Source organism: Marinovum sp. J2-8 (genome assembly GCF_055808435.1).
Map to the genome: position 1 here is coordinate 223825 of NZ_JBVVRZ010000006.1, position 21578 is coordinate 245402.

Below are 21578 nucleotides of genomic sequence, written 5' to 3' on the forward strand. Positions count from 1 at the left end.
CTCCAATATCTTTCATGTTGTGATCAAAATGTTGTCGTCCGCCTCGAAGGTCCAGACGTGGTTTTCCTGTGGGCTGGTCGCACGGGCCCAGGTCTTTAACAGGTCTTTGCGCGCTGCGCGCCGATCCATCAAGCCCGCGATCTGCGCCGGATCCCAATCCTGCATCAAGCTTTGGTGCATTTCGGCTTCGCGCGCGGCATGTTCCGGCTGTCCAGCAAGGTTGGTATCCTCTTGCGGGTCGGCCTGCAAATCGAACAGCATCGGCGGCGCATCGTCGAAATGGATGTATTTCCAGTGATCCCGCCGCAACATCCGTTGAAACCGCTGCCGGCGTCCGGGCCAACGCGCCAGACCGTCGGTGTAATATTCCGACAGGACATCACGTGGCACGGGCCCACCACCGTCAAGCACCGGGCAAAGACTGTGCCCGTCACTGAACGGCAGCGCCAGCACGCCGGCAAGATCAATCATCGTCGCGGACAGGTCACAAAGGCTGCAAATCTGGTCGCTTGTGCCCGGGGCCACATGGCCGGGCCGGGACATGATCAAGGGCACCCGCGCGGCGTCCTCAAAGAAACATTGCTTCCACCACAGGCCTTTGTTGCCCATCATCTCGCCGTGATCGGACGCATAGATCACCAGGGTATCTTCATCCAGCCCGGTCTGGTGCAGCCGGTCCAGCAATTCGCCGATCATCGCGTCCATCACCTCGACAAGCGCGTAATAGGCCGCCAGGGCGCGGCGCGTGTCCTGTGCCGTGACCGCACAAAGGCCGCTGTGATCGCGCCACCAGGCAAAATAGGGATGATCCGGCACCGCCCCCGATGGCACCGTCGCAGGCAGGATGTTCAGGTATTTTTCCACCAGTTCCGGCGCGGCGACATAGGGCTGATGCGGCAGGATATAGCCGACATGCAACAAAAAGGGCCGGTCGTCATCATCCGCACCCAACCTGTCCAACTGGGCCAAGGCGGCATCGGTCACGTCACGATCATGACTTTCATACACGCTGTGACCGCGCCCCGACCGCGCCAGGCTGATGCCATGCGGTCGGGTTGTATCGGCCAGCGGCCCCATGTCATGGCCCTTGGCGCCAATCCAATTGCTGGAATGATCACCGACCAGCCGGGTCTGAAAACCGCGCAACTGATCCGGGCCGATGGAATGCAGGCGCCCGACCTGAACCGTGCGATAGCCCGCCGCGCCAAGCGCATGCGCATAGGTCGGGATATCGCTGGCCAGCGTATCGGAATTGGTGAAACACCCGGTGTGTGACGGCAACATCCCAGTCAAAAGCGACATCCGCGCCGGCACGCACAACGGGCTGGGCGTGTAGCAATTGGAAAAGCTCTTCCCGCGCGCCACCAACCGGTCAAGATTGGGCGTCGAGACCCACGGATTGCCGTGCGCGCCCACCATGCTGTGCGCATGTTGATCCGATAAAATGAACAGGATGTTGGCGGCGCACATGCCGGGGGTCTCCTTCAAAAAGCGTAAAAGATAATTGACTCGGCAGCCCGACTCTGTCAAATCTTTTCTGAGAGCTTAGTTAGGATCTCTAAAAAGACCACAGCTTGAAACCACCGGGAGGACACCAATGTTTCGCAGGAATTTCATCGCCTTGGCCACCACAGCCCTAAGCGCATTGCCACTTGTTGCAAGCGCCGAGGACTATCCGAGTCAGCCAATCAAGATCATTGTGCCCTTTGGCCCCGGTGGCGGCAGCGACACCGTCGCACGTGCCTTTCAGATCGCGCTTGAGGAAACCGGCGCACTCGGCACCAACGTGGTCGTGGTGAACATGCCCGGCGCGGGTGGATCGCTGGGCGGCACCGCCGTGGCCACCGCGGAACCCGACGGATATACCCTTGGCATGTGGCACTTCGGCATGCTGACGTCGAACGCGCTTGGCATCTCACAGGTGACGCCCGACGACATCGAAACCGTGGCCCTGACCGGGCGCTGGAATTCCATCCTGATCGCCCGCGCCGATTCCGGGTACGAAACGCTGAAAGACCTGATTGACTATGCGCTGGAGCATCCGGGCGAAGTGACCGAGGCCACCGCACTGGGTTCCGCCCCGCATATCCAGCACGAAATGCTGAAATCCAAGGTCGACGGGCTGGACATCCGGCTTTTGCAATCCGGTGGCGGTGCCAAACGGCTGGCGGCGATCCTTGGCGGACATGCGGATGTCACCATCCACTCGATGGGGGAATATGTCGGCAGCCCGAACCCCGATATCACCGCGCTGGTGCAATTTTCGCCGGACCGTCACCCCGCCATGCCCGATGTGCCCACCGCCAAGGAGCTGGGATATGATCAGGTCTGGAGCAACTATAACTGGGTATTCGCCCCCAAAGGCACCCCGCCCGAGCGGTTGGAAATCCTCGAAACCGCGTTCCGCACCGCTTACGAATCCGAAAGCTTCCAGGCCATGTTGGCACAGCGCGCGCTGACCAATGAATTCCTGACAGCGGACGAAGCGCCGGCGGTCTATGGCCCAACCTACGAGGAAGTAAAGGCCGCAGCGGCCAACATGTAAGCGCCCCAAAATCGCAATCGAATGCAAGGCCGCGCCACCCAAGGCGCGGTCCCGAGAGAGGATTGTCATGGACGACAAGAGCAACGACGGGCTGATCAGCCTGATTGCCGCCCTGGGCGCTGCGGGGATCGCGGCGGCGTTTTATGCTGCGGCGCTGACCCTTCCCGCCCCGCGGTTCGAACCGATGGGGTCGGCCGCTGTCCCCAAAATGATTGCCGGGGTGATCTTTCTTTGTGCTGCATTCGAAGTGGTGCGGTCCCTTCGTCTGTTGATGGCCGACCGCGCGCCGCTTGCCGCGCTGCGCCACCCGGACCCCGACACATTGCGCCGCACCGCCGCCGCTGTCGGATATATCCTGTTTTTCTTCGCGCTCATTCTGGTTCTGCAAAGCGCGGTTGTGCCCTTCATGATCATTGCCACCGTCCTGTTCTGGGTCGGCGCATTGGTGATCGGCCTGCCCCTGACGCGCCCGATGCTGCTGGGTCTGGGCCTTGGCGGGCTGGCCTTTGGCGTGGGGCTGGAACTGGTCTTCACCCGGATCTTCTTCGTCAACATTCCGGCGGTATTCTAAGATGGATTTCCTGATGACAGCCGGGGCAACCCTCTTTGCCCCCTTCCCCCTGATGATGATGCTCCTCGGTGTTTTCCTTGGCATCGTGGTCGGCGCCATTCCCGGTCTCAGCGCCACAATGCTGATCGCGCTGGCGCTGCCGATGACCTATCTGATGAAGGACACCGACGCGATGACGCTGCTGGTTTCGATGTATGTCGGCGGCATTTCCGGCGGGCTGATTTCGGCCATCCTGATCAACATGCCGGGCACGCCTTCGTCGATTTTCACCACGCTCGACGGCTTTCCCATGGCACGCCAGGGCAAGGCCGCGCGCGCATTGGCGCTGGGTGTGCTCAGCTCGCTGGTGGGCGGCGTGATTTCCTTTGTCCTGCTGCTTGTCGTGGCCCCGCCACTGGCCTCGATCGCGCTGCGATTTGGTCCATGGGAATTCTTCGCCATGGTGATGATGGCGCTTGTGCTGATCTCGTCGCTGGGCGGACGGTCGTTTTCCAAGGGCATCATGGCCGGCTTTCTGGGAATGCTGTTTTCCCTCCCCGGCATTGACCCGACCAGCGGCAATATCCGCTTCACCTTTGGCATCCCTGCCCTGTCCGCCGGTCTCAGCCTTTTGCCGGTGCTGGTCGGGACATTCGCGCTCAGCCAGGTGATCCAATCCGCGGGCGGCGGCATTGTCCCGATGGAAAGCAAACGCGTCGGCCTGCGCGAATTGACCGGCCAGCTGCGCGGCTTTGGCGCGCACAAATGGAACATGCTGCGGTCTTCGCTTTTGGGCACCTGGATCGGGCTGCTGCCCGGCATCGGCGGCAATATCGCCGCGATGGTCGCCTATTCCGCCACCCGCAGCCTGTCAAAAACCCCGGAACGTTTCGGCAAAGGCGCGGAAGAGGGGCTTGTCTCTACCGAATGCGCCAACAATGCCTCGATCGGCGGGTCGCTGATCCCGTTGATCAGCCTCGGCATTCCCGGCTCGACCGTTGACGCCATCCTGATCGGGGCGCTGCTCATTCACAATGTTCAGCTTGGGCCGCTGCTGATCGTCAACAACCCGGAAATCGTCTTTTCCATCGTCATGACCTACGGCATCGCCAATTTCGTGATGTTCGCGATGATGATCAGCTTCATCCCCTTTCTGGCACGGCTGGTGGAAATTCCACGTGCACTCATTCTTGCGGCGGTCTCGGTCTTCTGCGTGATCGGCACCTATGCGGCGAACAACCGTATTCTCGATGTCTGGGTGCTGCTGTTCTTTGGCGTGCTGGGGGCGATCCTGATGCGGCTGAAACTGCCGCTCGGCCCCTTTGTCATCGGCTTTGTTCTGGCGCCGATTGCCGAGGCCGAGATGCGCGCCGGGATCATGCTGTCGAACGGCAAAATCCCTTCGCCTGCGGATTATCCCATCGCCGCCGGGATGCTGGTCGTCGCCGTGTTGGTCGCCGTTTTGCCGGTGATCATGCGGATGCGGAACAGCGCATCGCTGAAACGCCACACACAATAACTGACACACGAAGAGGACAGACAATGACCCCCAGCAATTTCACACGCCGCGCTGCGCTTGCCACAGGGGCCGCCGCATTGGCCACCACCATGATGCCCCGGGGTCTGATGGCCCAGGGCGGCACCGGCGGGATTGATGCCCATTGCCATGCCTGGTCGAATGACCTCGATGCTTATCCGATGGCCGAGGGGCGCACCGCCGCCGACCTGAACCCGGCCGAGGTGCCAACAGACGGCTTGCTCGCGGCGCTGTCCCCAATGGCGGTGGGGCGCGTCGTTCTGATCCAGCACATCTGGTATCACGGCTTCGACAGCTCCTACCTCACCGACGCGGCCAAGGCTTCGCCCGGCACCTTTGCCGTGGTTGGCGCCGTAGGCGAGACCGAGGCAAACGGCCCCGACATGATGGTCGAAAAGAAGGCCGAGGGCGTCAAAGGTTTCCGCGTGCGCGGCTTTGGCACCGCCGATTGGGTCGACGCCCCGGTGATGAACGCGATGTATGACATGGCCGCACGCGAGGGGCTGAACATCTGCCCGTTGATCCGCAACAACGCCAATATGGACAACGACGCGCTGCTGCATCTGGCCGCGCTCAGCGAAAAACACCCCGACACAATGGTGGTGATCGACCACATGGGCACCGTGATGCCCGGCGATACCGAACAGCTGAACCGTCTGACCGCACTGGCAAAATACCCCAATGTCCAGGTCAAGATTTCCGGTTTCAACAAATTCGACCTGCCGCCCTATGACGCCCTGAAAGGCCAGATCGCCACCCTGATCGACGCCTTCGGCACCGAGCGGCTGATGTGGGGCTCTGACCTGCCGGTGCTGGAATATGAAGCGCCGCATAATCTGAAAGCGGCCTTTGATCTGGTCAACGAGGGGCTTGGGCTGACGCAGGCGGAAAAAACCGACCTGCTTGAAACCACCGCAGAGCGGGCGTTCTTCTGATCATGTCGGACAGGGACACATTTCTTGGCTATCCCCGGCCTGTCGGGCGGCCGGGCATTCGCAACCATCTGTTGGTTCTGAATTGCACCGGGCTGACCGATGCCGCCGCACGCCGCGTGGCGGCGGCCCTGCCCGGCACGGTCTTTGCCGGGACGATGTATGGCATGGGCATGATTGCCGCCGATGGCGACTTTCATACTGCGGCCCTGTCCGGGCTGGCGACACATCCCAATTGCGGCGCGGTCCTGCTGATCAGCGCGGACCGCACGCGCCTGGATCAGATGATCGCCGTGGTCGAAGCATCGGGCCGCCCCTATGCCGCGCTGGGGTTGGATGACACCAACCACGATGCCCAGGTACTAAGCCAACGGGCGATATGTGACGGCGCGCAGCTCTTGCGCGATCTGTCGACCATGCGGCCGGTGCCCTGCCCGATGTCTGACCTGTTCCTTGGCTTTGAATGTGGCCTGTCCGACCCTTCGTCCGGGTTGGTGGCCAATCCGCTTTTGGGGCAAATCGCCGATTGGCTGGTGGATGCGGGCGGCAGCGTCGTGCTGGGCGAAAGCATCGAATGGTTGGGCACCGAGGATGAACTGGCCCGGCGCGCCGCCACACCAGAGGTTGGTGCGGCACTGACAGATGCGGTCTCCAACCGGCTGGCCATGGCCCATGCGGCGGGCCTGGATCTTTTGGGCACCAACCCCAACGCCGCCAATATCAGGGCGGGTCTGAGCACGATCGAGGAAAAAGCCAGCGGCGCGGTGCTCAAGGCCGGATCACGCCCAATTCAATCGGTTCTGTCTTATGCCGAGGCGCCCGCTGCGCCCGGTCTGCACCTGATGGACGCCCCCAGCTATTCACCGGAATCCCTGACCGGTTTTGTCGCCGCAGGCGCGCAGATGATCCTGTTCACCACCGGGCTTGGCAACAGCTATTGCAGCGCGCTGGCCCCGACGCTGAAGCTGACGGCCAATGCCGGCACCGCCAGAAACCTGCCTTGCCAGATCGACTTTGACGCCTCTGCCGGGTTCACCGGCCAAACGCTGGCCGATCTTGCACCGGATCTGATGGCCGGGATCATCGCCACGGCCTCGGCCAGGCTCACCTGGGGTGAGATCATCGGCGAAGGCGCAGAATCCATCAGCCGTTTCGGAGCCGCAATATGACCACCAAAGCCCATATGGTCCGCCCCGACGACATGGTCGCCTATCTGCTGGCCGACGCCCGGCCGGGCATGACGGTCCAGACCGCATCCCATGCCCTGACCGCCCGCGACGCCATCCCCGTCTTTCACAAGATCGCCCTGCTCGACATTGCAGCGGGCGCGACCATTCACCGGGGCGGCTGGCCGATTGGCCGCGCCTCTACCGACATCCCGGCGGGGGCACATGTGCATGTGCACAACCTCGTCAGTGCCTATGCGACGTCAAAGGAAACGGAATGACCAACTCTCTGCCGCGGACCCTGGTAAAAGGACGCATCTTCAAAAAGAAACTGACCGACGGACAGGCCGTATCGGGTGCCTGGTCGACCCTCGGCTCGCCCGAGGCCGCCTGCCTGATGGCGGGGGCGGGGTTAGATTACCTGTTGATTGATCTGGAACACGGGCGCGGCGGGCTTGACGGGCTGGCAGCACAGGTTCAGGCGCTGGCGGCCTTTGACACCGCCGTCATGGTACGCCTGCCCGACCACGAATCCGGCAGCATCAAACGGTGTCTCGACCTTGGGGCAAACTGTATTTTGGCCCCCCAGGTCGACACCGCCGCGATGGCGCAATCCATCCTCGACGCGGCCCTGTTCCCGACCGAGGGACGCCGCGGCGTGGCGGTGGGCGCGATCCAGGCCGCCGACTGGGGCTATTCCGCCGAAAGCTATTTCGCCCATGCCAACGATGCCTTGACCGTGCTTGTCCAGATCGAGTCCCCCGAAGCGGTGGCCAACCTCGATGACATCCTGGCGCTGAAACGGCTGGACGGGGTCTTTGTCGGGCCAAACGATCTGTCCGCCAACATGGGCCTGTTCCGGCAATTCGATGCACCGCCGTTCCGCGCGGCTTTTGACAGCGTGCTTCAGTCCACATTGGCCGCAGGCAAGGTCTTTGGCGCCTTGCCCGCCCCGAACATCGAGGTCGAGACCCTGGTCAAACGCGGGGCACAGGTGGTTCCGGCCGGCTCGGATCAGGCCATGCTGCGCGGCGGCACACAGGCGATGATCGCAGGTTTGAAAGCAGCAGGAGACAAGGCATGAGCGACATGACACTTCAGCCGCCGGTATTGCCCGCGCCGACAGATTGGTCGGGCGCCGAAGGCTTTGCAACGCGCGATCCGGCCCTGGGCACCGTTGTCGCCCGCTACGGGATCGCCACGCCGGATGCATTGGCGCAGATCCTGGACGTCGCGCAACAGGGCTTTGCCCTTTGGTCGGCGATGACCACCAACCAGCGCTGTGACCGGCTGGTCGAATGGTTGAACCGGATCGAGTCCGAGACCGACAGCCTCGCCGGGGAAATGACCGACGAACAGGGCAAGCCACTGGCAGAATCCAAGGCCGAGATCGGCAAATCCCTGCGCGAAGCACGCCAGATGCTGGGCTTTGCCCGGTCGCATGGCGGCCAGACCCTGCCGGGCCGTGCGCCGGGCTGGACCAATACAATCCTGCGCCGGCCGCTGGGGGTTGTTCTGGCCATCACGCCCTGGAATTTCCCGGTGCTGACGCCATTGCGCAAGCTGGTGCCAGCCCTTGCCACCGGCAATGCCGTGGTGCTGAAACCTTCGGAATTCACCCCCGCCGCCGCCATGCGGCTGGTGCGCGCCGCAGAGGGCATTCTGCCTGACGGGGCGCTCTGCCTTGTCAATGGTGCCGGTGATGTCGCCGCACAGCTGGTGGCATCCGATATCGCCGCGATTTCCTTTACCGGATCGGTGGCCACAGGCCGCAAGATCGGGGCGGTCGCGGGTCAGAACCTGGTGCCTGTGTCGCTGGAGCTGGGCGGCAAGAATGCGGCCATCGTCGATGACGTGGCCGACCTTGACGCCGCTCTTGATGCCATTGTCGGCGCGGCGTTTCAATGTTCGGGCCAACGCTGTACCGCGATCAGCCGGGTGATTGCCCGGGACGCGATCTATGATGCGGTGCGCGACGGGTTGATCACACGCATGAACGCGCTGACCGCCCCCGGGGCGCGACCCGGCCACAACGCTGGGTCCGATCACCACACAGGCCCAGCTTGACCGGATCATGCATCTTGTCCGCGCCGCAGAGCTTGAGGGCGCCACTGTCCTGACCGGCGGTCAGCGGCACGCGCCCGCGAAATCGCCAGACGGGTTGTTTTTCGAACCAACGCTGCTGGCCTCCGATGACCCGGAAAACCCCGCGGTGCGCGATGAAATCTTTGGCCCGGTGCTGACGCTGACACGTTACCACACCGATGCCGACGCATTGGAAAGTGCCAATGCCACCTCTTACGGCCTGACCAGTGCGATCTTTACCGATCGTCTGGACTTTGCCCAACGCGCGATGAACACGCTGCAAACCGGCATGATCCACGTCAACCACGGAACCGCACCCGACGATAACATGCCCTTTGTCGGCATCCGCGATTCCGGGCTTGGCACCGGATCTGTCGGCCCCTCCACCCTTGATTTCTATACGACCGAACACGCCGCTTATCTGGCGGGTTGAAGGAGCTTTCCCATGAAATTTACCAATATCGAAATCCGCGCCTGCCGGCATGAACCAGAACAATCCTATAGCCTGAAAGACGGCAAACCGATTGATTTTGAATTCCTTGCCATGCGGTTTGACACCGACGAAGGCATGAGCGTCGAAACCTTCGGCTTTGCCGGGCGCAGCGCGCTGGCGATGGGCGCGGTCTCGGCCGAATTGCTGCGGCCCTTCTTTCTTGGCCGTGACCCCGATTACCGCGAGCAGCATTGGCATGACTATCGCCGGTTCAACCGGGCGTGGAATTTCACCCCGTCCTATTGCTATGCGCCCTATGACATTGCCTGCCATCTGGCGCAGGCGCAGAAAGCGGGATTGCCGCTGTACAAACATCTTGGCGCCGTGCGTGACAGCGTGCCAATTTACGGCTCGTCGCTAACCCTGCCCACTGCCGAGGCCTATGCACAAGAGGCAAAGGAACTTCAGGCAAAGGGCTGGGCGGCCTATAAATTGCACCCGCAGGCAGATATCGAGGTTGCCTTTGAGGCCCACCGCGCCTGCCGCGAAGCGGTTGGACCGGACTTCCGTCTGATGTCCGATCCGGTCAGCAACTTCAATTTCCAACAGAACCTGCATTTCGGCAAAATGCTGGAAGAGCTGAATTATTACTGGCTCGAAGAACCGATGTTCGACGAATGCCACGGGTCGATGCGGTCGTTGCGCGACACGTTGAAAATCCCGATTGTCGGCGGTGAAACGGCGGAAAACCACCCCGCAGGCGTGGCCGAACTGGTCGCGACCCGCGCTATCGACATTGTGCGTGGCGATGCATCCTGGTCCGGCGGGATCACCGGTTTGATGAAAACCGCACATCTGGCCGAAGCCCATGGCATGAACTGCGAAATCCACACCGCGATCTATCACCCGCTGGAGCTGGTGAACCTGCATTGCGCCGCCGCGATCCGCAACAACGAGTTTTTCGAGGTGCTGGTGCCCGAAGAATTGTTTGCCATCGGTCTAAAAGATCCAATCGACGTGCGCGACGGCCATGCCCACCTGCCACAGACGCCGGGGCTTGGCATCGACCTGGATTGGGATTTCATCGACAACGCTACGATAAAGGTGATGTGATGGCGGATGTTGCCACACAGGGTCGCACAATAAACGAGGACCGCCAGCGCCGTTGGCGCCAGGCGGGGATCTATATCGCATTGACGGTTGTGACCTTCATCATGGTCTTTCCGATCCTGTGGATGATCTCGGTATCGCTGAAGCCGACCACCGAAACCTTTTCGCTGCCGCCGCGTCTGTTGCCGGACAGCTTTCACTGGGGCGGCTATGCCAAGGTGCTGACCGACCCCAAGTTCCGCACCTTTCTGATCAACAGCTATGTTGTTGGTCTGGCCGTCACTGCGCTGTCGCTGGTGATTGGCACGCTCGCGGCATTCGGCTTTTCGCGCTATCGCTTCTTTGGCGACCGGGTGGCCAAATTGTTCGTGATCACCACCCAGATGGTGCCGACCATCACGCTTCTGATCCCCTATTTCGGCGTGATCGTCTTTCTTGGGCTTTATGACACGCTCTGGGGTCTGATCCTGACCTATCTGACCTTTGCGCTGCCCTATTCCATCGTCATGATGAACGGCTATCTCGACACAATCCCCAAGGATTTCGACGAGGCCGCCACCATTGACGGCTGTACGCCCCTGGGCGTTCTGGTGCGGGTGCTTTTGCCCGTGGCACTGCCGGGCATCATCTCGACCGCGGTTTATACCTTCCTGCTGGCCTGGAACGAATTCCTGTTTGCCCTGGCACTGACCCGGTCGATGGACATGCGCACCGTGCCGGTGGGGATTTCGATGATGGTCGGCGAATTCGGCCTTAAATGGGATAAGATGATGGCCTTTTCGGTGATCGGCTCCTTGCCGGTGCTGATCCTGTTCATGCTTGTTCAAAGATTTGTCGTCGGCGGTCTGTCCGCTGGGGGCGTCAAAGGGTGAGAAACCCGAAAACCGGGGCAACACGCCCCGGACAACCAAAAGTGGAGGAAACAACAATGATCAAGACCCGGATGACCGCATTCGCGCTGGCGGCCGCAACGGCGCTGACGCCGCTGGCCGCACAAGGCGAAATCGAATGGCTGCAATGGTTTGCTGCCGAAAACACCGATGGTTTCTATGACGAACTGGTGGCCGATTTCGAAGCCAAACACCCCGACATCACCGTCAAGCTTGTCACCCAGCCCTTTGGCAAGGTGCGCGAAAGCATCGTGACCGATAGCGCGATTGGTGTCGGTTCCGATGTGCTGGGGCTCAACATGCCATGGACCAAGGAATTCCTCGACATCGGCATTCTTGAACCGCTGGACGACTACCTTGCGCGGGACGACAACAGCTTTGCCACCGGTGATCTGGTCGAGGCCCCACTGGGCAAGATCGACGGCCACACATGGATGGTGCCGCTCAACGCCTTTCCATTTGTGATGCATGTCAACATGGGGCTGGTGCGCGAAGCCGGTTTTGATGCCCCTCCCGCCACATGGGCGGAACTGTCCGCACAGACCAGCGCGATCTCGGCGTTGCAGGATGGCACATCCGGCATCGGCATGCCCTTCTCCTCTCAGCCGCCATCGAACGGCCCGATCCTGACCTTCCTGCCCCTGCTCTATGCCAATGGCGGGCGGATCATGGATGGCACCACGCCGAATTTCGACAACCCCAAAGTGGTGGAAACCCTGCAATACCTCAAAGACATGAACGACGCAGGCGGCATGGCCCCCGGCGCGGCATCGCGCACCGGCGGTGTCGATCTTGAGGAATTCATTGCCGGACGCACCGGGTTCCTGATTTCACCGGGTGTGCATTCCAGCTCGATCACCAGCCGCAATCCTGAACTGGACTACACGCTGGTGCGGGTGCCGTCGAACGGCGAAAACGCCTATCGGGTGCATGGTTGGGAAATCGGCATCTCGGCCGACAGCGCCAACAAGGAAGACGCCTGGACCTTTGTGAACTATCTGCTGTCACCAGAGGTCAATGCCCGCGCGGCCAAGGCCGCCAACGCCCTGCCCGGCAACCTGAAGGCGCTGGATGCGGTGCGCGAAGGCGCGGATGAAACCCTGATCAAACAGATGGACATCCTGTCCGGCGACACCCCGGTCGAAGAAATGCGCCAGTCCCCCAAGGCCGTCGGAAGCTGGTCCGTCATGACCGAAGAAATCCAGGCCATGCTGCGGGGCGACCAAACCCCGGCAGAGACCGCGACCGCCGTTCAGGCGCGTTGGATCGAACTGGCCAAATGATACGCCGGGACCGGGCGGCGCCTGTCCGCCCGGTCCTCCTTGCATGAAGGACGATCAAGTGACCTCAACCATTCGCCAGATGACCACCAAAGGCACACCTTACTTTTTCCTGTTGCCAGGGTTGGTGATCCTTGGTGCGCTGCTTTCCGTGCCGCTCTACAAGGTGGTGGAATATTCGCTCTACGACAATGTCATCGTCGAGCGGAACCCGACCTATGTCGGCCTCGCCAACTATCAAACCCTTCTGACCGATCCCGGCTATTGGAGCGCGGGATTGAACACGCTGCTCTTTACCGTTGGGTCGGTGCTGGGCCACATGGTTGTCGGCATCGGTCTGGCGTTGCTGGTCAACGCCGATATCGCGCCCCGCGCCCGGACCTTTTTCCGGTCAATGCTGGTCCTGCCATGGATTTTCACCGCTGTTGTGGTTGCGCTGAACTGGCAATTGCTGCTCAACCCCTTTGGCCTGATCAACTATATCCTGCAATGGATGGGGCTGACCACGGAACCGCTGGATTGGCTGGGCGATCCCAACCTTGCCATGTGGTCCCTGCTGCTGATCTCGACCTGGCGCGGCTATCCGTTCATCATGGTCAGCTTTCTGTCGGGGCTGCAAACCGTCCCGCGCGAGCTTTATGAAGCTGCCGAAATCGACGGCGCCGGATTCTGGAGCAAATTCTGGCATGTCACCCTGCCACAGCTGAAACCTGTGATCTATGGCGTGGCCCTGCTTGACCTGATCTGGACCTTCCAACTCTTTCCGCTGGTCTGGCTGTCCACGGGCGGTGGCCCCGGTCGCGCAACAGAAGTTCTGTCAACGCTGACCTTCCGCCTTGCCTTTGTGGATTTCCAATTCAGCCAGGCAGCCACGGTTGCCGTGTCCATCCTCATCATCTCGGCGGCCTTCACGCTGCTTTATCTGCGCAACGAAGCGCGCCGTCTGTAAGTCCCGGAGTCCCCATGTCACGTATTGAAATCCGCAATCTCGTCAAGATGTACGGTGCCCATCAGGCGCTGCACGGGATCGACATCTCGATCCAGCCGGGTGAATTCTGTGTGCTCGTCGGCCCGTCGGGCTGTGGCAAATCCACCACCCTGCGCATGGTCGCCGGTCTGGAAACCATTTCCGGCGGCGAGGTGTCGATCGGCGACCGGGTGGTCAACGGTCTGCGCCCCAAGGAACGCGGCATCGCGATGGTGTTCCAGAACTATGCGCTCTACCCGTCCAAGACCGTGTACAACAACATGGCGTTTTCGCTGCAATTGTCGCGGATGCCGAAACCCGAAATCGAACGCCGCGTGCGCGAGGTTGCGGAAATCCTCGAACTGACGCCCCTGCTCGACCGCAAACCCGGCGCCTTGTCGGGTGGCCAACGCCAGCGTGTCGCCATGGGCCGGGCCATTGTTCGCGATCCAAAGGTGTTCCTGTTTGACGAACCGCTGTCGAACCTTGATGCCAAGCTGCGCGGCCAGATGCGGGCCGAAATCAAGCGCTTGCATCAACGGCTTGAAAACACGATCATCTATGTCACCCATGATCAGGTCGAGGCAATGACCCTCGCTGACCGCATCGTCATCATGCGCGACGGGCGGATCGAACAACAGGGCACGCCGGATGAGATTTTTCACGACCCCGACACGGTCTTTGTCGCCGGTTTCATGGGCAGCCCGCCGATGAACCTGGTGGATTGCATGGTCACGCCCGATGGTCTGAAACTGGGGGACAGCGAAATCACCTGTGCCACCCCCAATGGCCTGCGGGCCGGTGAACGCGTGATCTGTGGCATCCGCCCGGATGACATTCGCCCCGCCTCAGACATGACCGCAGACATGACCGCCGATACGGCCCACAGCGCGCCAATCACCGTGCCGATCAACCTCATCGAACAATTGGGCACCGAAAAGCTGGTGCATTTTTCCGCCGGGGATCATGAAATGATCGGCAAGACAGGGGGCCGCGTCACAATGGCCGAAGGCGCGCCGCATCCCATGTCCTTTGACATGAAACATGCCTATTTCTTTGATCCAAAATCAGAAAAACGCATCCGATGACCACGCCGATCAAACCGGTGGGGCTTGGCTTTGGTCTGTTGGGGACGACAAATGCCGCCCCCATTTCCGATGCCGAGGCCGACACCATGATGGCCGCCGCCTGGGGCTTGGGCGTGCGCCGTTTCGACACCGCGCCGCTCTATGGCGGCGGCCTGTCAGAGGAACGGTTGGGGCGGTTGCTCAGGGGGCATCCGCGGGACGCCTATGTCCTGTCCACCAAGGTCGGCCGCTACCGCGACTATGCCGCCGCGGTCAGCAACCCAAAGGACAATCCCGGCGACTGGCGGGATTATTCCCGCGACGCAACATTGCGGTCGATCGAAGCCAGCCTGACCCGGTTGGGCGTTGACCGGATTGACATCGCCTTTGTCCACGATTGCGACGCCCAGCCCGAGGCCGCATTGCAGGGCGCGCTGCCCGCATTGGCCGAGCTGAAATCTCAGGGCGTCATTGGCGCGATTGGCTGTGGCAGCAATCTTGCCGCCACACATCTGGCCCTGTTGCAGGAGGCGGATCTTGACGTGTTGATGGTGGCCGGGCGCTTCACCCTGCTTGATCAATCCGCCGCACAGGCGCTGTTTCCGCTCTGCCTTTCGCGCGGGGTCGCGGTCGAACTGGCGGCGCCGTTCAACTCTGGCATCCTTGCCACCGGCCCCGACGACCCGACAACGCGGTTCGATTACCAAAGCCCGGATGACGCGATCCGCGCCCGGGTGCGCGCGATCAAACTGGTCTGCGACGTCCAGGGCATCCCGCTCAAACGCGCCGCATTGCAATATAGCGCGGCGCATCCGGCGGTCACACGTCTGGTGCTGGGATTGACCGATCCGGCGGGGATGAAATCCAACCTTGATGACCTTGCCGCGCCGGTCCCGCCAGGTTTCTGGACCGCATTGGCAGAGCTGAACATCCCCGACCCCACCGGAGAGAGCTGACATGCCGGCCCGTGCCATCGACACCCACGTCCATATCTGGGACCGCACCCGGGGCGAGACATTTATCGCCGAAACACCCTTTCCCTCGCTGACCGGCAAGGCCTTTTTGCCCGGGGATCTGGTGCCCGTACTGGCCGACACCGGCGCAGAGAGTGCGGTGCTTGTGCATGGTCCCGCCACGGTGAAACATGCCCTGCACTGCCTTGATCTCTGGCGTCAGCATGATGTGTTTCGCTCTGTCATTGGCTGGATTGATCTGCGCGATCCGAACCATGCGGCGCAGCTTGCCGAACAGGCCCGCCATCCGGCGTTTCGCGGCCTGCGCTTCACCCCGCTGCTTGATCCCGATCCAGAGGGGTATTTGCGCAGCGATGCGGCGTCACAAACCTGTGCCGCGCTGCGCGATGTCGACGCCATTGTCGAGGTTCTGGCCCCGCAACCCCTGTTTGATGCGGTCGCCGCCTTGGCCACCGCCCATCCCCGCCTGATCTGCGTTCTGGCGCATTTCGGCCTGCCCGACGGCGATCCCGCCCGGTTTGCCACATGGCGCGATGCAATGGCGCGGCTGGCCGATTTGCCCAACCTGCGGGTCAAACTCTCTGGCCTGCCGCTGACCGGCGATCTTGCCCGGGACCGCGAACTGGCCAGCCGCCATGTGACCGCACTGCTGGATCTCTTCGGCCCCGAAAGGCTGCTTTATGCCAGCAATTGGCCGGTCGCCACCGCGCTTGCCACGCCGCGTCACTGGCGGGATCTGCTCGACGATATCCTGCAAACCGCCGGGGTTGCCGAAAAAGACGTCGCCGCGATTTACCGGGACAACGCCCTGACGCTTTATTGACCGCCCCCGCGCCTGCAACGCGCGCCATCGACCCGCTGCTGCATATAAGTTTTGATTTCAGTGATTTTCATTGTTTCAACGCTGGGTTTAGGTGTTGTTGGTGGTCGTGTTGTTCGTTTGCGGGGCGGCCGTCGATGTAGCTGCCGACGGGCAGTTGGTAACCGCCATGGGCGAGGGCGTCGTTTTCGGCGCGCATCCAGTCGAACAGCCGGGTTTTCAGCCGGGCTTTTTCCTCGGCCAGGGTCGGGTCGTCGGCGCGGTTGGTCCGTTCGCCCGGATCGGTGTCGAGGTCGTACAGCTCTTCGATGTCATGCGGGCTCCAGGCGTATTTGTAGCGCGCCTCGCGGATGCCGCGGAACTTGAACTGGCGGCCCTGATAGGCGTCATAGCCATAGGTCGCATGGTCCTGCCGGGTGGCGCCATACCGGCGTGCGGTCTCTGCCTCGGTCAGAATTCCGGCGCCCGCGCTGCTCGCCACCATGGTCGGGAAAAGATCGCGGAAATTGACAAAACCGTCGTCGACCTTGGCCGCCGCCTGCCCCGCGTCACGGATCAGCATCGGGATGCGCATCACCTCTTCGTAGAAGAACGGCCCCTTGTCGAACCAGCCATGCGCGCCCAGCATTTCGCCGTGATCAGCGGTGAAGCTCAGCGAGGTGCTGTCGTCCAGCCCCAGATCGGTCATCTTGCGGCGGAACTGGCCAAACAGATCGTCGATGAAGGAACAGAAGCCGAAATAATGCTGCGCGGTGCGGCGCCAGTCGGCCTGATCCAGCCCCCGGGTGTCCTGACAGGGCCAGTAAGGCGCGCCCTGGGCCTGGGGTTTGCCGGTCTCAGTGAACTGCGGGATGAAATTGTCGGGCATGTAATCTTCGGGCAGGTCATCATACAGCGCCACCCAATCCGCCGGAACGTGATGCGGGAAATGCGGCCCCGGCAGCGAGACGATCAGGCAAAATGGCTTGTCGCGGCGGCAAGCGACTCGAGCCGTTCGATCCCCGCCATGACCCGCTTTTCGTCCATATGCGTGCCTTTGGTGATCGTGCCGTAAAACGGTGTCTTGCGCGGGGTGGCGAACTCCAGATCATCGGCCGGGATCAGCGCCTCGGCGCCGCCATCGCTCAGCGGGGCGTCGATGCCGCGTTCGGTCAATGTGCCCGCGCCCAGATGCCATTTGCCGATGAACGACACCGCATATCCGGCGTCCTGCAACCGCTCCATATAGGTTTTGTGGCTCGGGTGCAGCTTGCCATGTGGATAAAACGACGAGCCCTGCACATTGTCCATCGTGCCGTTTTGATGCGGCCATGTGCCGGTGAACAGGCTGCCGCGCGCGGGCGTGCACAGCGGCACCGAGGTAAAGGCGTTCACGTGATTGGTGGCCTCGGCGCGAAACGCCTGGAGGTTGGGCAGCTTGCACGGATGCCCCGGCTGGTTCAACGTGTCCCAACGCCATTGATCGGTGATGAACAGAATGATGTTCCTGGCTGTCATTGCGCTACTTTCCTGGTTGAAGACGTCGCGGGGGGGCGGGTGCGTCGTTTGCAAGACCGTGGTTCCCGGATCGAAGGCCACCACAGGCCCCAACCGCCGCCACTGTCCGGCTTGAACACGTCCCCATCTCCGCTCCGGGTGCGAAATCTCACTTTGCTTTATGGGCTCCGTTATCGGCAAACATAATATGTTTTGCAAGCACCCGTCGAGGAAAGACAAGGCCCAGCGCCCCCGCACAGGAACGGACCACCGGCGAATCGTCGGTTTGATCCGGCCACATATTTCCGCCTGTTTCACCCGGCAATCCCGCCGGGGGTTGCGCGGCATGGCGCAGGTTTCAAATCTGAAAGCCCCCGCAAACATCATATCATTAAACAAAACGCCGGGAACGGGGTCACCGCGCCAGAGCCCTGAAATGTGGCGTATTTTCAGAACGTTACCCAAACCTCCGCGCGACAATCCCCCGACGCAAGCAAAATTATGGTTCTATTTTCCAATTTTAGCGTATGCTTTTTTTAAAATAATGTACTATGTTGAGGAAACGACGCACAAACCCCACCCAAGGTCACACTGGGATCCAAGGGGCCCACCCGAACAAATGGACCGTAACATGACAAAAATTGCCGCCATCACCCCCCATTCCATCCGCGTCGGGCAACGCAATCAGCTTCTCGTTCGGATCGAGACGGAAGACGGTATCGTGGGTTGGGGCGAATCCGGCTTGTCATCACGCGAACAGACTGTCGCCACGATGATCAAACAGCTTGCGACCTTCCTCGTCGGTCAGGATTCCCAGCGTATTGGCCGCATCTGGCAGGAAATCTATCGCAGCCAGTATTTCGAAGGTGGGCGCGTGATCACGGCGGCCATGTCGGCCATTGATATCGCGCTTTACGACATTCTCGGGAAACGTCTGGGCGTGCCGGTCTATCAATTGCTTGGCGGCAAGCAGCGCGATCGCGTGCCCAGCTTTGCCACCGCAACCGCCGCAACAGGCGAGGAAAAGCTGGCGCAAACCAAGCTTCTGATTGATGCCGGTTGGGATTGCGTGCGCATCGCGCCCTCATACTATGACAGTGACGATGGCGTGTTCGAGGCCCGCAAATGTATTGCCAATACCGTGCGGGATCTGATCGCCATGCGCGAAGCCTTTGGCAACGAATTGACCATCGGCATTGATTTCCACCACCGGCTGTCCCCGGCGGAAACCGCCAGCTTCTGCAACCTGTTGCCTGCCGGAACGCTCGACTTTCTCGAAGAGCCGATCCGCGATGAATCCCCCGAAGCCTATGCAATGCTGCGCGGCATGACCAACATTCCCTTTGCCGTGGGCGAAGAGTTTGCCTCGAAATGGCAGGCCGCGCCCTATCTGGAGCAGGGTCTGACGCAATACATGCGGCTCGACATTTGCAACATCGGCGGGTTTACTGAATCAATGAAGGTCGCCGGCTGGAGCGAACGGCATTACATTGATTTGATGCCACATAACCCGCTGGGCCCGGTTTGCACCGCGGCCACCGCACATATGTGCGCCGCTGTTCCGAACCTCAGCTGGGTAGAAACCCGTCAAAGCCCGGTCGAAGCACTGGGGTTCCACGACACCACCATTTTCCCGGTTCAGACCCAAATGGAAGGCCCGGATTACATCGTCAGCGATGCGCCCGGGTTGGGGATCGAAATCGACGAAGACGCATTACGCGCAGCGGAGAATCCACACCACGTGGAATCCCCGCATCTGGTTCGGCCTGATGGGGCCGTCACCAACTGGTAAAATCCAGTATCAACGGAGGAGGAGAGACATGAAACACACTATGAAGTCACGCCATCTGGCGGTGTCGCTTGCGGCATTGCTGGGGCTGGCCGCCCCGGCCATGGCGTTCGAGGAAGCGCCGATCCTGAAACCGCTGGTGGAAAGCGGCGCGCTTCCGCCGGTCGATGACCGCCTGCCACTTGAACCGCTGGTTCTGGAAGTGGTCGACAAACCCGGCGAATATGGCGGCACCATGCGCCGTGCGATCCTGGGTGGCGGCGACCAACACAATATGGTCCGCACCATCGGCAGCGACAATCTGGTTCGCTGGGATGTGGAATGGACAGAGGTCCGCCCGAACATCGCCAAAAGCTGGGATGTGTCCGAAGACGCGACCACATTCACCTTTCACCTGCGTGAAGGCATGAAATGGTCGGATGGCGATCCGTTTGATGCGGACGATATCATGTTCTGGTACAATGATATCTTCCTGAACGAAGATCTGACGCCCACCAAACACCCCAATTACGTCGGCCCCGACGGCCCGGTTCAGGTGACCAAGATCGACGATTACACCGTCGAGTTCAAATTCGGCTCGCCCAACGGTCTGTTCATCCAGCAGATGGCTTATGGCTTTGGCTACTATCCCACCGCATACGGCCGCCACTATCTGGAACAATTCCACGAAAAGTATAACCCGGATGTTCAGGCGCTGGTCGATGCCGAACCTGCCGCCAACGATTGGGTTCAGCTTTTCAACCTCAAAGCCGGACCAATGCACACGCCGCTGTTCTGGCAAAACCCGGATCGCCCGGTGCTGCATGCCTGGCATCTGACCAACGCCTATGGCTCGACCGATCGTGTTGTCGCAGAGCGCAACCCCTACTACTGGAAGGTGGACAGCGAAGGCCAGCAGCTGCCCTATTTCGACCGCATCACCTATGATCAGGTCGAAGATGTCGAAACCATCCTGCTCAAGGCGTTCAATGGCGAAATCGACTATATGAACCGCCACGTTGGCCGCCCCGCATTCAAGGCGGTGCTGACCGACAACATGGAGCGCGGCAAATATCGTTTCTTCTCGACCAACGATCTGCCGTCCAACACGATGATCCTGATGATGAACCTCAATCACGAGGATCCCAACAAGCGCAAGGTGATCAACGATCTCAACTTCCGCGCCGGGCTGTCACATGCTGTCAACCGTCAGGAAATCATTGATCTGCTGTACTTTGGTTCCGGGCTTCCGGTTCAGACATCGCCGCGCGAAACCTCTGGTCTGTACAAAGAGGAATACGCCAAGCAGTACACCGCCTATGATCCTGATCTGGCGAACGAATTCCTCGACAAGGTGATGCCGGAAAAAGACGATGACGGCTTCCGCATCGGTCCCGATGGCGAACGGTTCCAGCTGATCTTCATGGTTGCGGATGTCTTTGGGCTTCAATTCCCGGATGCGATGCAGCTGGTGGCGGAATATGCCGCGGATGTCGGCATCGACATTCAGGTGCGCGCCACAGACCGTTCGCGGTTGATGGAAATTGTCCGCTCCAACGAACATGACGCCTATATGTGGAACTGTGCCGGCGGTCAGGCCGATGCGTATACCGCACCGATCTGCTATCTGCCGCTGCCGGGCAACACCGTCAACTGGGCTGTGCGTTGGGCCGAATGGGGCATCGACAACACCAAGGGCGAAGAGCCGCCAGAAGAGGTCAAAGCGGTCTTTGACGCCTATGCCAAGGTTCTTTCGGCCACCAGCCCCGAAGACCAGAAGGCGCGGATGCAAGAGATGCTTGATCTGGCAATGCCGCAGCTGTTCACCATCGGTCTGGTCCAGAACGAAGCGCCCTTTGGCATTGCCCGCAACAACGTTGGCAATGTGCCCGACCCGCTGCCGATTGCCGGTCAGCTTTGGTACCCCGCGCCCTATACCGCGCAGATGTACTATGAAGGTGGTAAATCTCTAGACTAG

General features: G+C 61.0%; 21 protein-coding genes. 18 read left to right on the top strand and 3 right to left on the bottom strand.

The genetic code is table 11. The annotated features are described in order from the left end of the window. Positions 1–12 precede the first annotated feature (12 nt). Complete coding sequence (locus tag AC0L4F_RS18045) at positions 13–1470, bottom strand: sulfatase family protein (protein ID WP_244690801.1); 1458 nt, start codon at positions 1468–1470, stop codon at positions 13–15. Between the two features lie 127 nt (positions 1471–1597). Between AC0L4F_RS18045 and AC0L4F_RS18050 the strand changes: the two genes are divergently transcribed. The 16 genes from AC0L4F_RS18050 to AC0L4F_RS18125 all read left to right on the top strand — a co-directional run bounded on the left by AC0L4F_RS18050 (position 1598) and on the right by AC0L4F_RS18125 (position 16359). After that, positions 1598–2545 (top strand): Bug family tripartite tricarboxylate transporter substrate binding protein, encoded by a 948-nt coding sequence (locus AC0L4F_RS18050; RefSeq protein WP_244690802.1) that lies wholly within the window; start codon positions 1598–1600, stop codon positions 2543–2545. A gap of 67 nt (positions 2546–2612) precedes the next feature. Then, a complete protein-coding gene (locus AC0L4F_RS18055; RefSeq protein WP_244690803.1) occupies positions 2613–3116 on the top strand; it encodes a hypothetical protein in 504 nt (167 codons plus the stop codon). Between the two features lie 13 nt (positions 3117–3129). Further along, complete coding sequence (locus AC0L4F_RS18060; protein WP_244690804.1) at positions 3130–4614, top strand: tripartite tricarboxylate transporter permease; 1485 nt, start codon at positions 3130–3132, stop codon at positions 4612–4614. A gap of 23 nt (positions 4615–4637) precedes the next feature. After that, positions 4638–5567: an amidohydrolase family protein gene (locus tag AC0L4F_RS18065; RefSeq protein ID WP_244690805.1), complete on the top strand. Its 930-nt coding sequence runs from the start codon at positions 4638–4640 to the stop codon at positions 5565–5567. A 2-nt stretch (positions 5568–5569) separates the two neighbouring features. Beyond that, positions 5570–6733, top strand: coding sequence for a UxaA family hydrolase (locus AC0L4F_RS18070; protein ID WP_244690806.1), 1164 nt, complete (start codon positions 5570–5572; stop codon positions 6731–6733). Then, positions 6730–7011 (top strand): UxaA family hydrolase, encoded by a 282-nt coding sequence (locus AC0L4F_RS18075; protein ID WP_280520656.1) that lies wholly within the window; start codon positions 6730–6732, stop codon positions 7009–7011. The genes AC0L4F_RS18070 and AC0L4F_RS18075 overlap by 4 nt, the downstream gene beginning before the upstream one ends. Continuing rightward, positions 7008–7814: an HpcH/HpaI aldolase family protein gene (locus AC0L4F_RS18080; RefSeq protein WP_244690807.1), complete on the top strand. Its 807-nt coding sequence runs from the start codon at positions 7008–7010 to the stop codon at positions 7812–7814. The genes AC0L4F_RS18075 and AC0L4F_RS18080 overlap by 4 nt, the downstream gene beginning before the upstream one ends. Further along, complete coding sequence (locus AC0L4F_RS18085; RefSeq protein WP_280520657.1) at positions 7811–8797, top strand: aldehyde dehydrogenase family protein; 987 nt, start codon at positions 7811–7813, stop codon at positions 8795–8797. The genes AC0L4F_RS18080 and AC0L4F_RS18085 overlap by 4 nt, the downstream gene beginning before the upstream one ends. A gap of 7 nt (positions 8798–8804) precedes the next feature. Further along, positions 8805–9248, top strand: a complete 444-nt coding sequence (locus tag AC0L4F_RS18090) for an aldehyde dehydrogenase family protein (RefSeq protein ID WP_280520658.1) — start codon at positions 8805–8807, stop codon at positions 9246–9248. Positions 9249–9260: 12 nt separating this feature from the next. Beyond that, positions 9261–10361: an enolase C-terminal domain-like protein gene (locus AC0L4F_RS18095; protein WP_244690808.1), complete on the top strand. Its 1101-nt coding sequence runs from the start codon at positions 9261–9263 to the stop codon at positions 10359–10361. Beyond that, complete coding sequence (locus AC0L4F_RS18100; RefSeq protein WP_244690809.1) at positions 10361–11230, top strand: carbohydrate ABC transporter permease; 870 nt, start codon at positions 10361–10363, stop codon at positions 11228–11230. Before AC0L4F_RS18095 ends, AC0L4F_RS18100 begins: the two co-directional genes overlap by 1 nt. 56 nt (positions 11231–11286) lie before the next feature. Continuing rightward, positions 11287–12531, top strand: coding sequence for an ABC transporter substrate-binding protein (locus AC0L4F_RS18105; RefSeq protein ID WP_244690810.1), 1245 nt, complete (start codon positions 11287–11289; stop codon positions 12529–12531). A 43-nt stretch (positions 12532–12574) separates the two neighbouring features. Continuing rightward, the gene (locus AC0L4F_RS18110; RefSeq protein WP_244690811.1) at positions 12575–13477 is read left to right on the top strand and encodes a carbohydrate ABC transporter permease; all 903 of its coding nucleotides are present in this window, start codon (positions 12575–12577) and stop codon (positions 13475–13477) included. Positions 13478–13491: 14 nt separating this feature from the next. Then, on the top strand, positions 13492–14583 hold the full coding sequence (locus AC0L4F_RS18115; RefSeq protein WP_244690812.1) for an ABC transporter ATP-binding protein: 1092 nt from the start codon (positions 13492–13494) through the stop codon (positions 14581–14583). Continuing rightward, positions 14580–15518 carry an aldo/keto reductase gene (locus tag AC0L4F_RS18120; protein WP_244690813.1) on the top strand — a complete coding sequence of 313 codons (939 nt, stop codon included), beginning with the start codon at positions 14580–14582 and terminating at the stop codon, positions 15516–15518. The genes AC0L4F_RS18115 and AC0L4F_RS18120 overlap by 4 nt, the downstream gene beginning before the upstream one ends. A 1-nt stretch (position 15519) precedes the next feature. Then, positions 15520–16359: an amidohydrolase family protein gene (locus AC0L4F_RS18125; RefSeq protein ID WP_244690814.1), complete on the top strand. Its 840-nt coding sequence runs from the start codon at positions 15520–15522 to the stop codon at positions 16357–16359. A gap of 67 nt (positions 16360–16426) precedes the next feature. On the opposite strand, the gene AC0L4F_RS18130 is transcribed toward AC0L4F_RS18125, so the two are convergent. Both AC0L4F_RS18130 and AC0L4F_RS18135 read right to left on the bottom strand, forming a co-directional pair. Next, a complete protein-coding gene (locus AC0L4F_RS18130; RefSeq protein WP_348524128.1) occupies positions 16427–17311 on the bottom strand; it encodes a sulfatase-like hydrolase/transferase in 885 nt (294 codons plus the stop codon). Beyond that, positions 17308–17853 (bottom strand): sulfatase-like hydrolase/transferase, encoded by a 546-nt coding sequence (locus AC0L4F_RS18135; protein WP_280520659.1) that lies wholly within the window; start codon positions 17851–17853, stop codon positions 17308–17310. The genes AC0L4F_RS18130 and AC0L4F_RS18135 overlap by 4 nt, the downstream gene beginning before the upstream one ends. 610 nt (positions 17854–18463) lie before the next feature. Here AC0L4F_RS18135 and AC0L4F_RS18140 point away from each other — a divergent pair. Together AC0L4F_RS18140 and AC0L4F_RS18145 are read left to right on the top strand one after the other, a co-directional pair. Beyond that, positions 18464–19624: a mandelate racemase/muconate lactonizing enzyme family protein gene (locus AC0L4F_RS18140; protein WP_244690815.1), complete on the top strand. Its 1161-nt coding sequence runs from the start codon at positions 18464–18466 to the stop codon at positions 19622–19624. A gap of 28 nt (positions 19625–19652) precedes the next feature. Further along, on the top strand, positions 19653–21578 hold the full coding sequence (locus tag AC0L4F_RS18145; protein WP_244690816.1) for an ABC transporter substrate-binding protein: 1926 nt from the start codon (positions 19653–19655) through the stop codon (positions 21576–21578).

What these genes read in the sequence shown, in the direction of transcription:
- AC0L4F_RS18120 (WP_244690813.1), top strand. Translation starts at nt 14,580, where the DNA reads ATGACCACGCCGATCAAACCGGTGGGGCTTGGCTTTGGTCTGTTGGGG.
- AC0L4F_RS18115 (WP_244690812.1), top strand. Translation starts at nt 13,492, where the DNA reads ATGTCACGTATTGAAATCCGCAATCTCGTCAAGATGTACGGTGCCCAT.
- AC0L4F_RS18060 (WP_244690804.1), top strand. Translation starts at nt 3,130, where the DNA reads ATGACAGCCGGGGCAACCCTCTTTGCCCCCTTCCCCCTGATGATGATG.
- AC0L4F_RS18125 (WP_244690814.1), top strand. Translation starts at nt 15,520, where the DNA reads ATGCCGGCCCGTGCCATCGACACCCACGTCCATATCTGGGACCGCACC.
- AC0L4F_RS18145 (WP_244690816.1), top strand. Translation starts at nt 19,653, where the DNA reads ATGAAACACACTATGAAGTCACGCCATCTGGCGGTGTCGCTTGCGGCA.
- AC0L4F_RS18075 (WP_280520656.1), top strand. Translation starts at nt 6,730, where the DNA reads ATGACCACCAAAGCCCATATGGTCCGCCCCGACGACATGGTCGCCTAT.
- AC0L4F_RS18105 (WP_244690810.1), top strand. Translation starts at nt 11,287, where the DNA reads ATGATCAAGACCCGGATGACCGCATTCGCGCTGGCGGCCGCAACGGCG.
- AC0L4F_RS18050 (WP_244690802.1), top strand. Translation starts at nt 1,598, where the DNA reads ATGTTTCGCAGGAATTTCATCGCCTTGGCCACCACAGCCCTAAGCGCA.
- AC0L4F_RS18065 (WP_244690805.1), top strand. Translation starts at nt 4,638, where the DNA reads ATGACCCCCAGCAATTTCACACGCCGCGCTGCGCTTGCCACAGGGGCC.
- AC0L4F_RS18055 (WP_244690803.1), top strand. Translation starts at nt 2,613, where the DNA reads ATGGACGACAAGAGCAACGACGGGCTGATCAGCCTGATTGCCGCCCTG.
- AC0L4F_RS18135 (WP_280520659.1), bottom strand. Translation starts at nt 17,853, where the DNA reads ATGACAGCCAGGAACATCATTCTGTTCATCACCGATCAATGGCGTTGG.
- AC0L4F_RS18095 (WP_244690808.1), top strand. Translation starts at nt 9,261, where the DNA reads ATGAAATTTACCAATATCGAAATCCGCGCCTGCCGGCATGAACCAGAA.
- AC0L4F_RS18110 (WP_244690811.1), top strand. Translation starts at nt 12,575, where the DNA reads ATGAAGGACGATCAAGTGACCTCAACCATTCGCCAGATGACCACCAAA.
- AC0L4F_RS18100 (WP_244690809.1), top strand. Translation starts at nt 10,361, where the DNA reads ATGGCGGATGTTGCCACACAGGGTCGCACAATAAACGAGGACCGCCAG.
- AC0L4F_RS18080 (WP_244690807.1), top strand. Translation starts at nt 7,008, where the DNA reads ATGACCAACTCTCTGCCGCGGACCCTGGTAAAAGGACGCATCTTCAAA.
- AC0L4F_RS18085 (WP_280520657.1), top strand. Translation starts at nt 7,811, where the DNA reads ATGAGCGACATGACACTTCAGCCGCCGGTATTGCCCGCGCCGACAGAT.
- AC0L4F_RS18090 (WP_280520658.1), top strand. Translation starts at nt 8,805, where the DNA reads ATGCATCTTGTCCGCGCCGCAGAGCTTGAGGGCGCCACTGTCCTGACC.
- AC0L4F_RS18070 (WP_244690806.1), top strand. Translation starts at nt 5,570, where the DNA reads ATGTCGGACAGGGACACATTTCTTGGCTATCCCCGGCCTGTCGGGCGG.
- AC0L4F_RS18140 (WP_244690815.1), top strand. Translation starts at nt 18,464, where the DNA reads ATGACAAAAATTGCCGCCATCACCCCCCATTCCATCCGCGTCGGGCAA.
- AC0L4F_RS18045 (WP_244690801.1), bottom strand. Translation starts at nt 1,470, where the DNA reads ATGTGCGCCGCCAACATCCTGTTCATTTTATCGGATCAACATGCGCAC.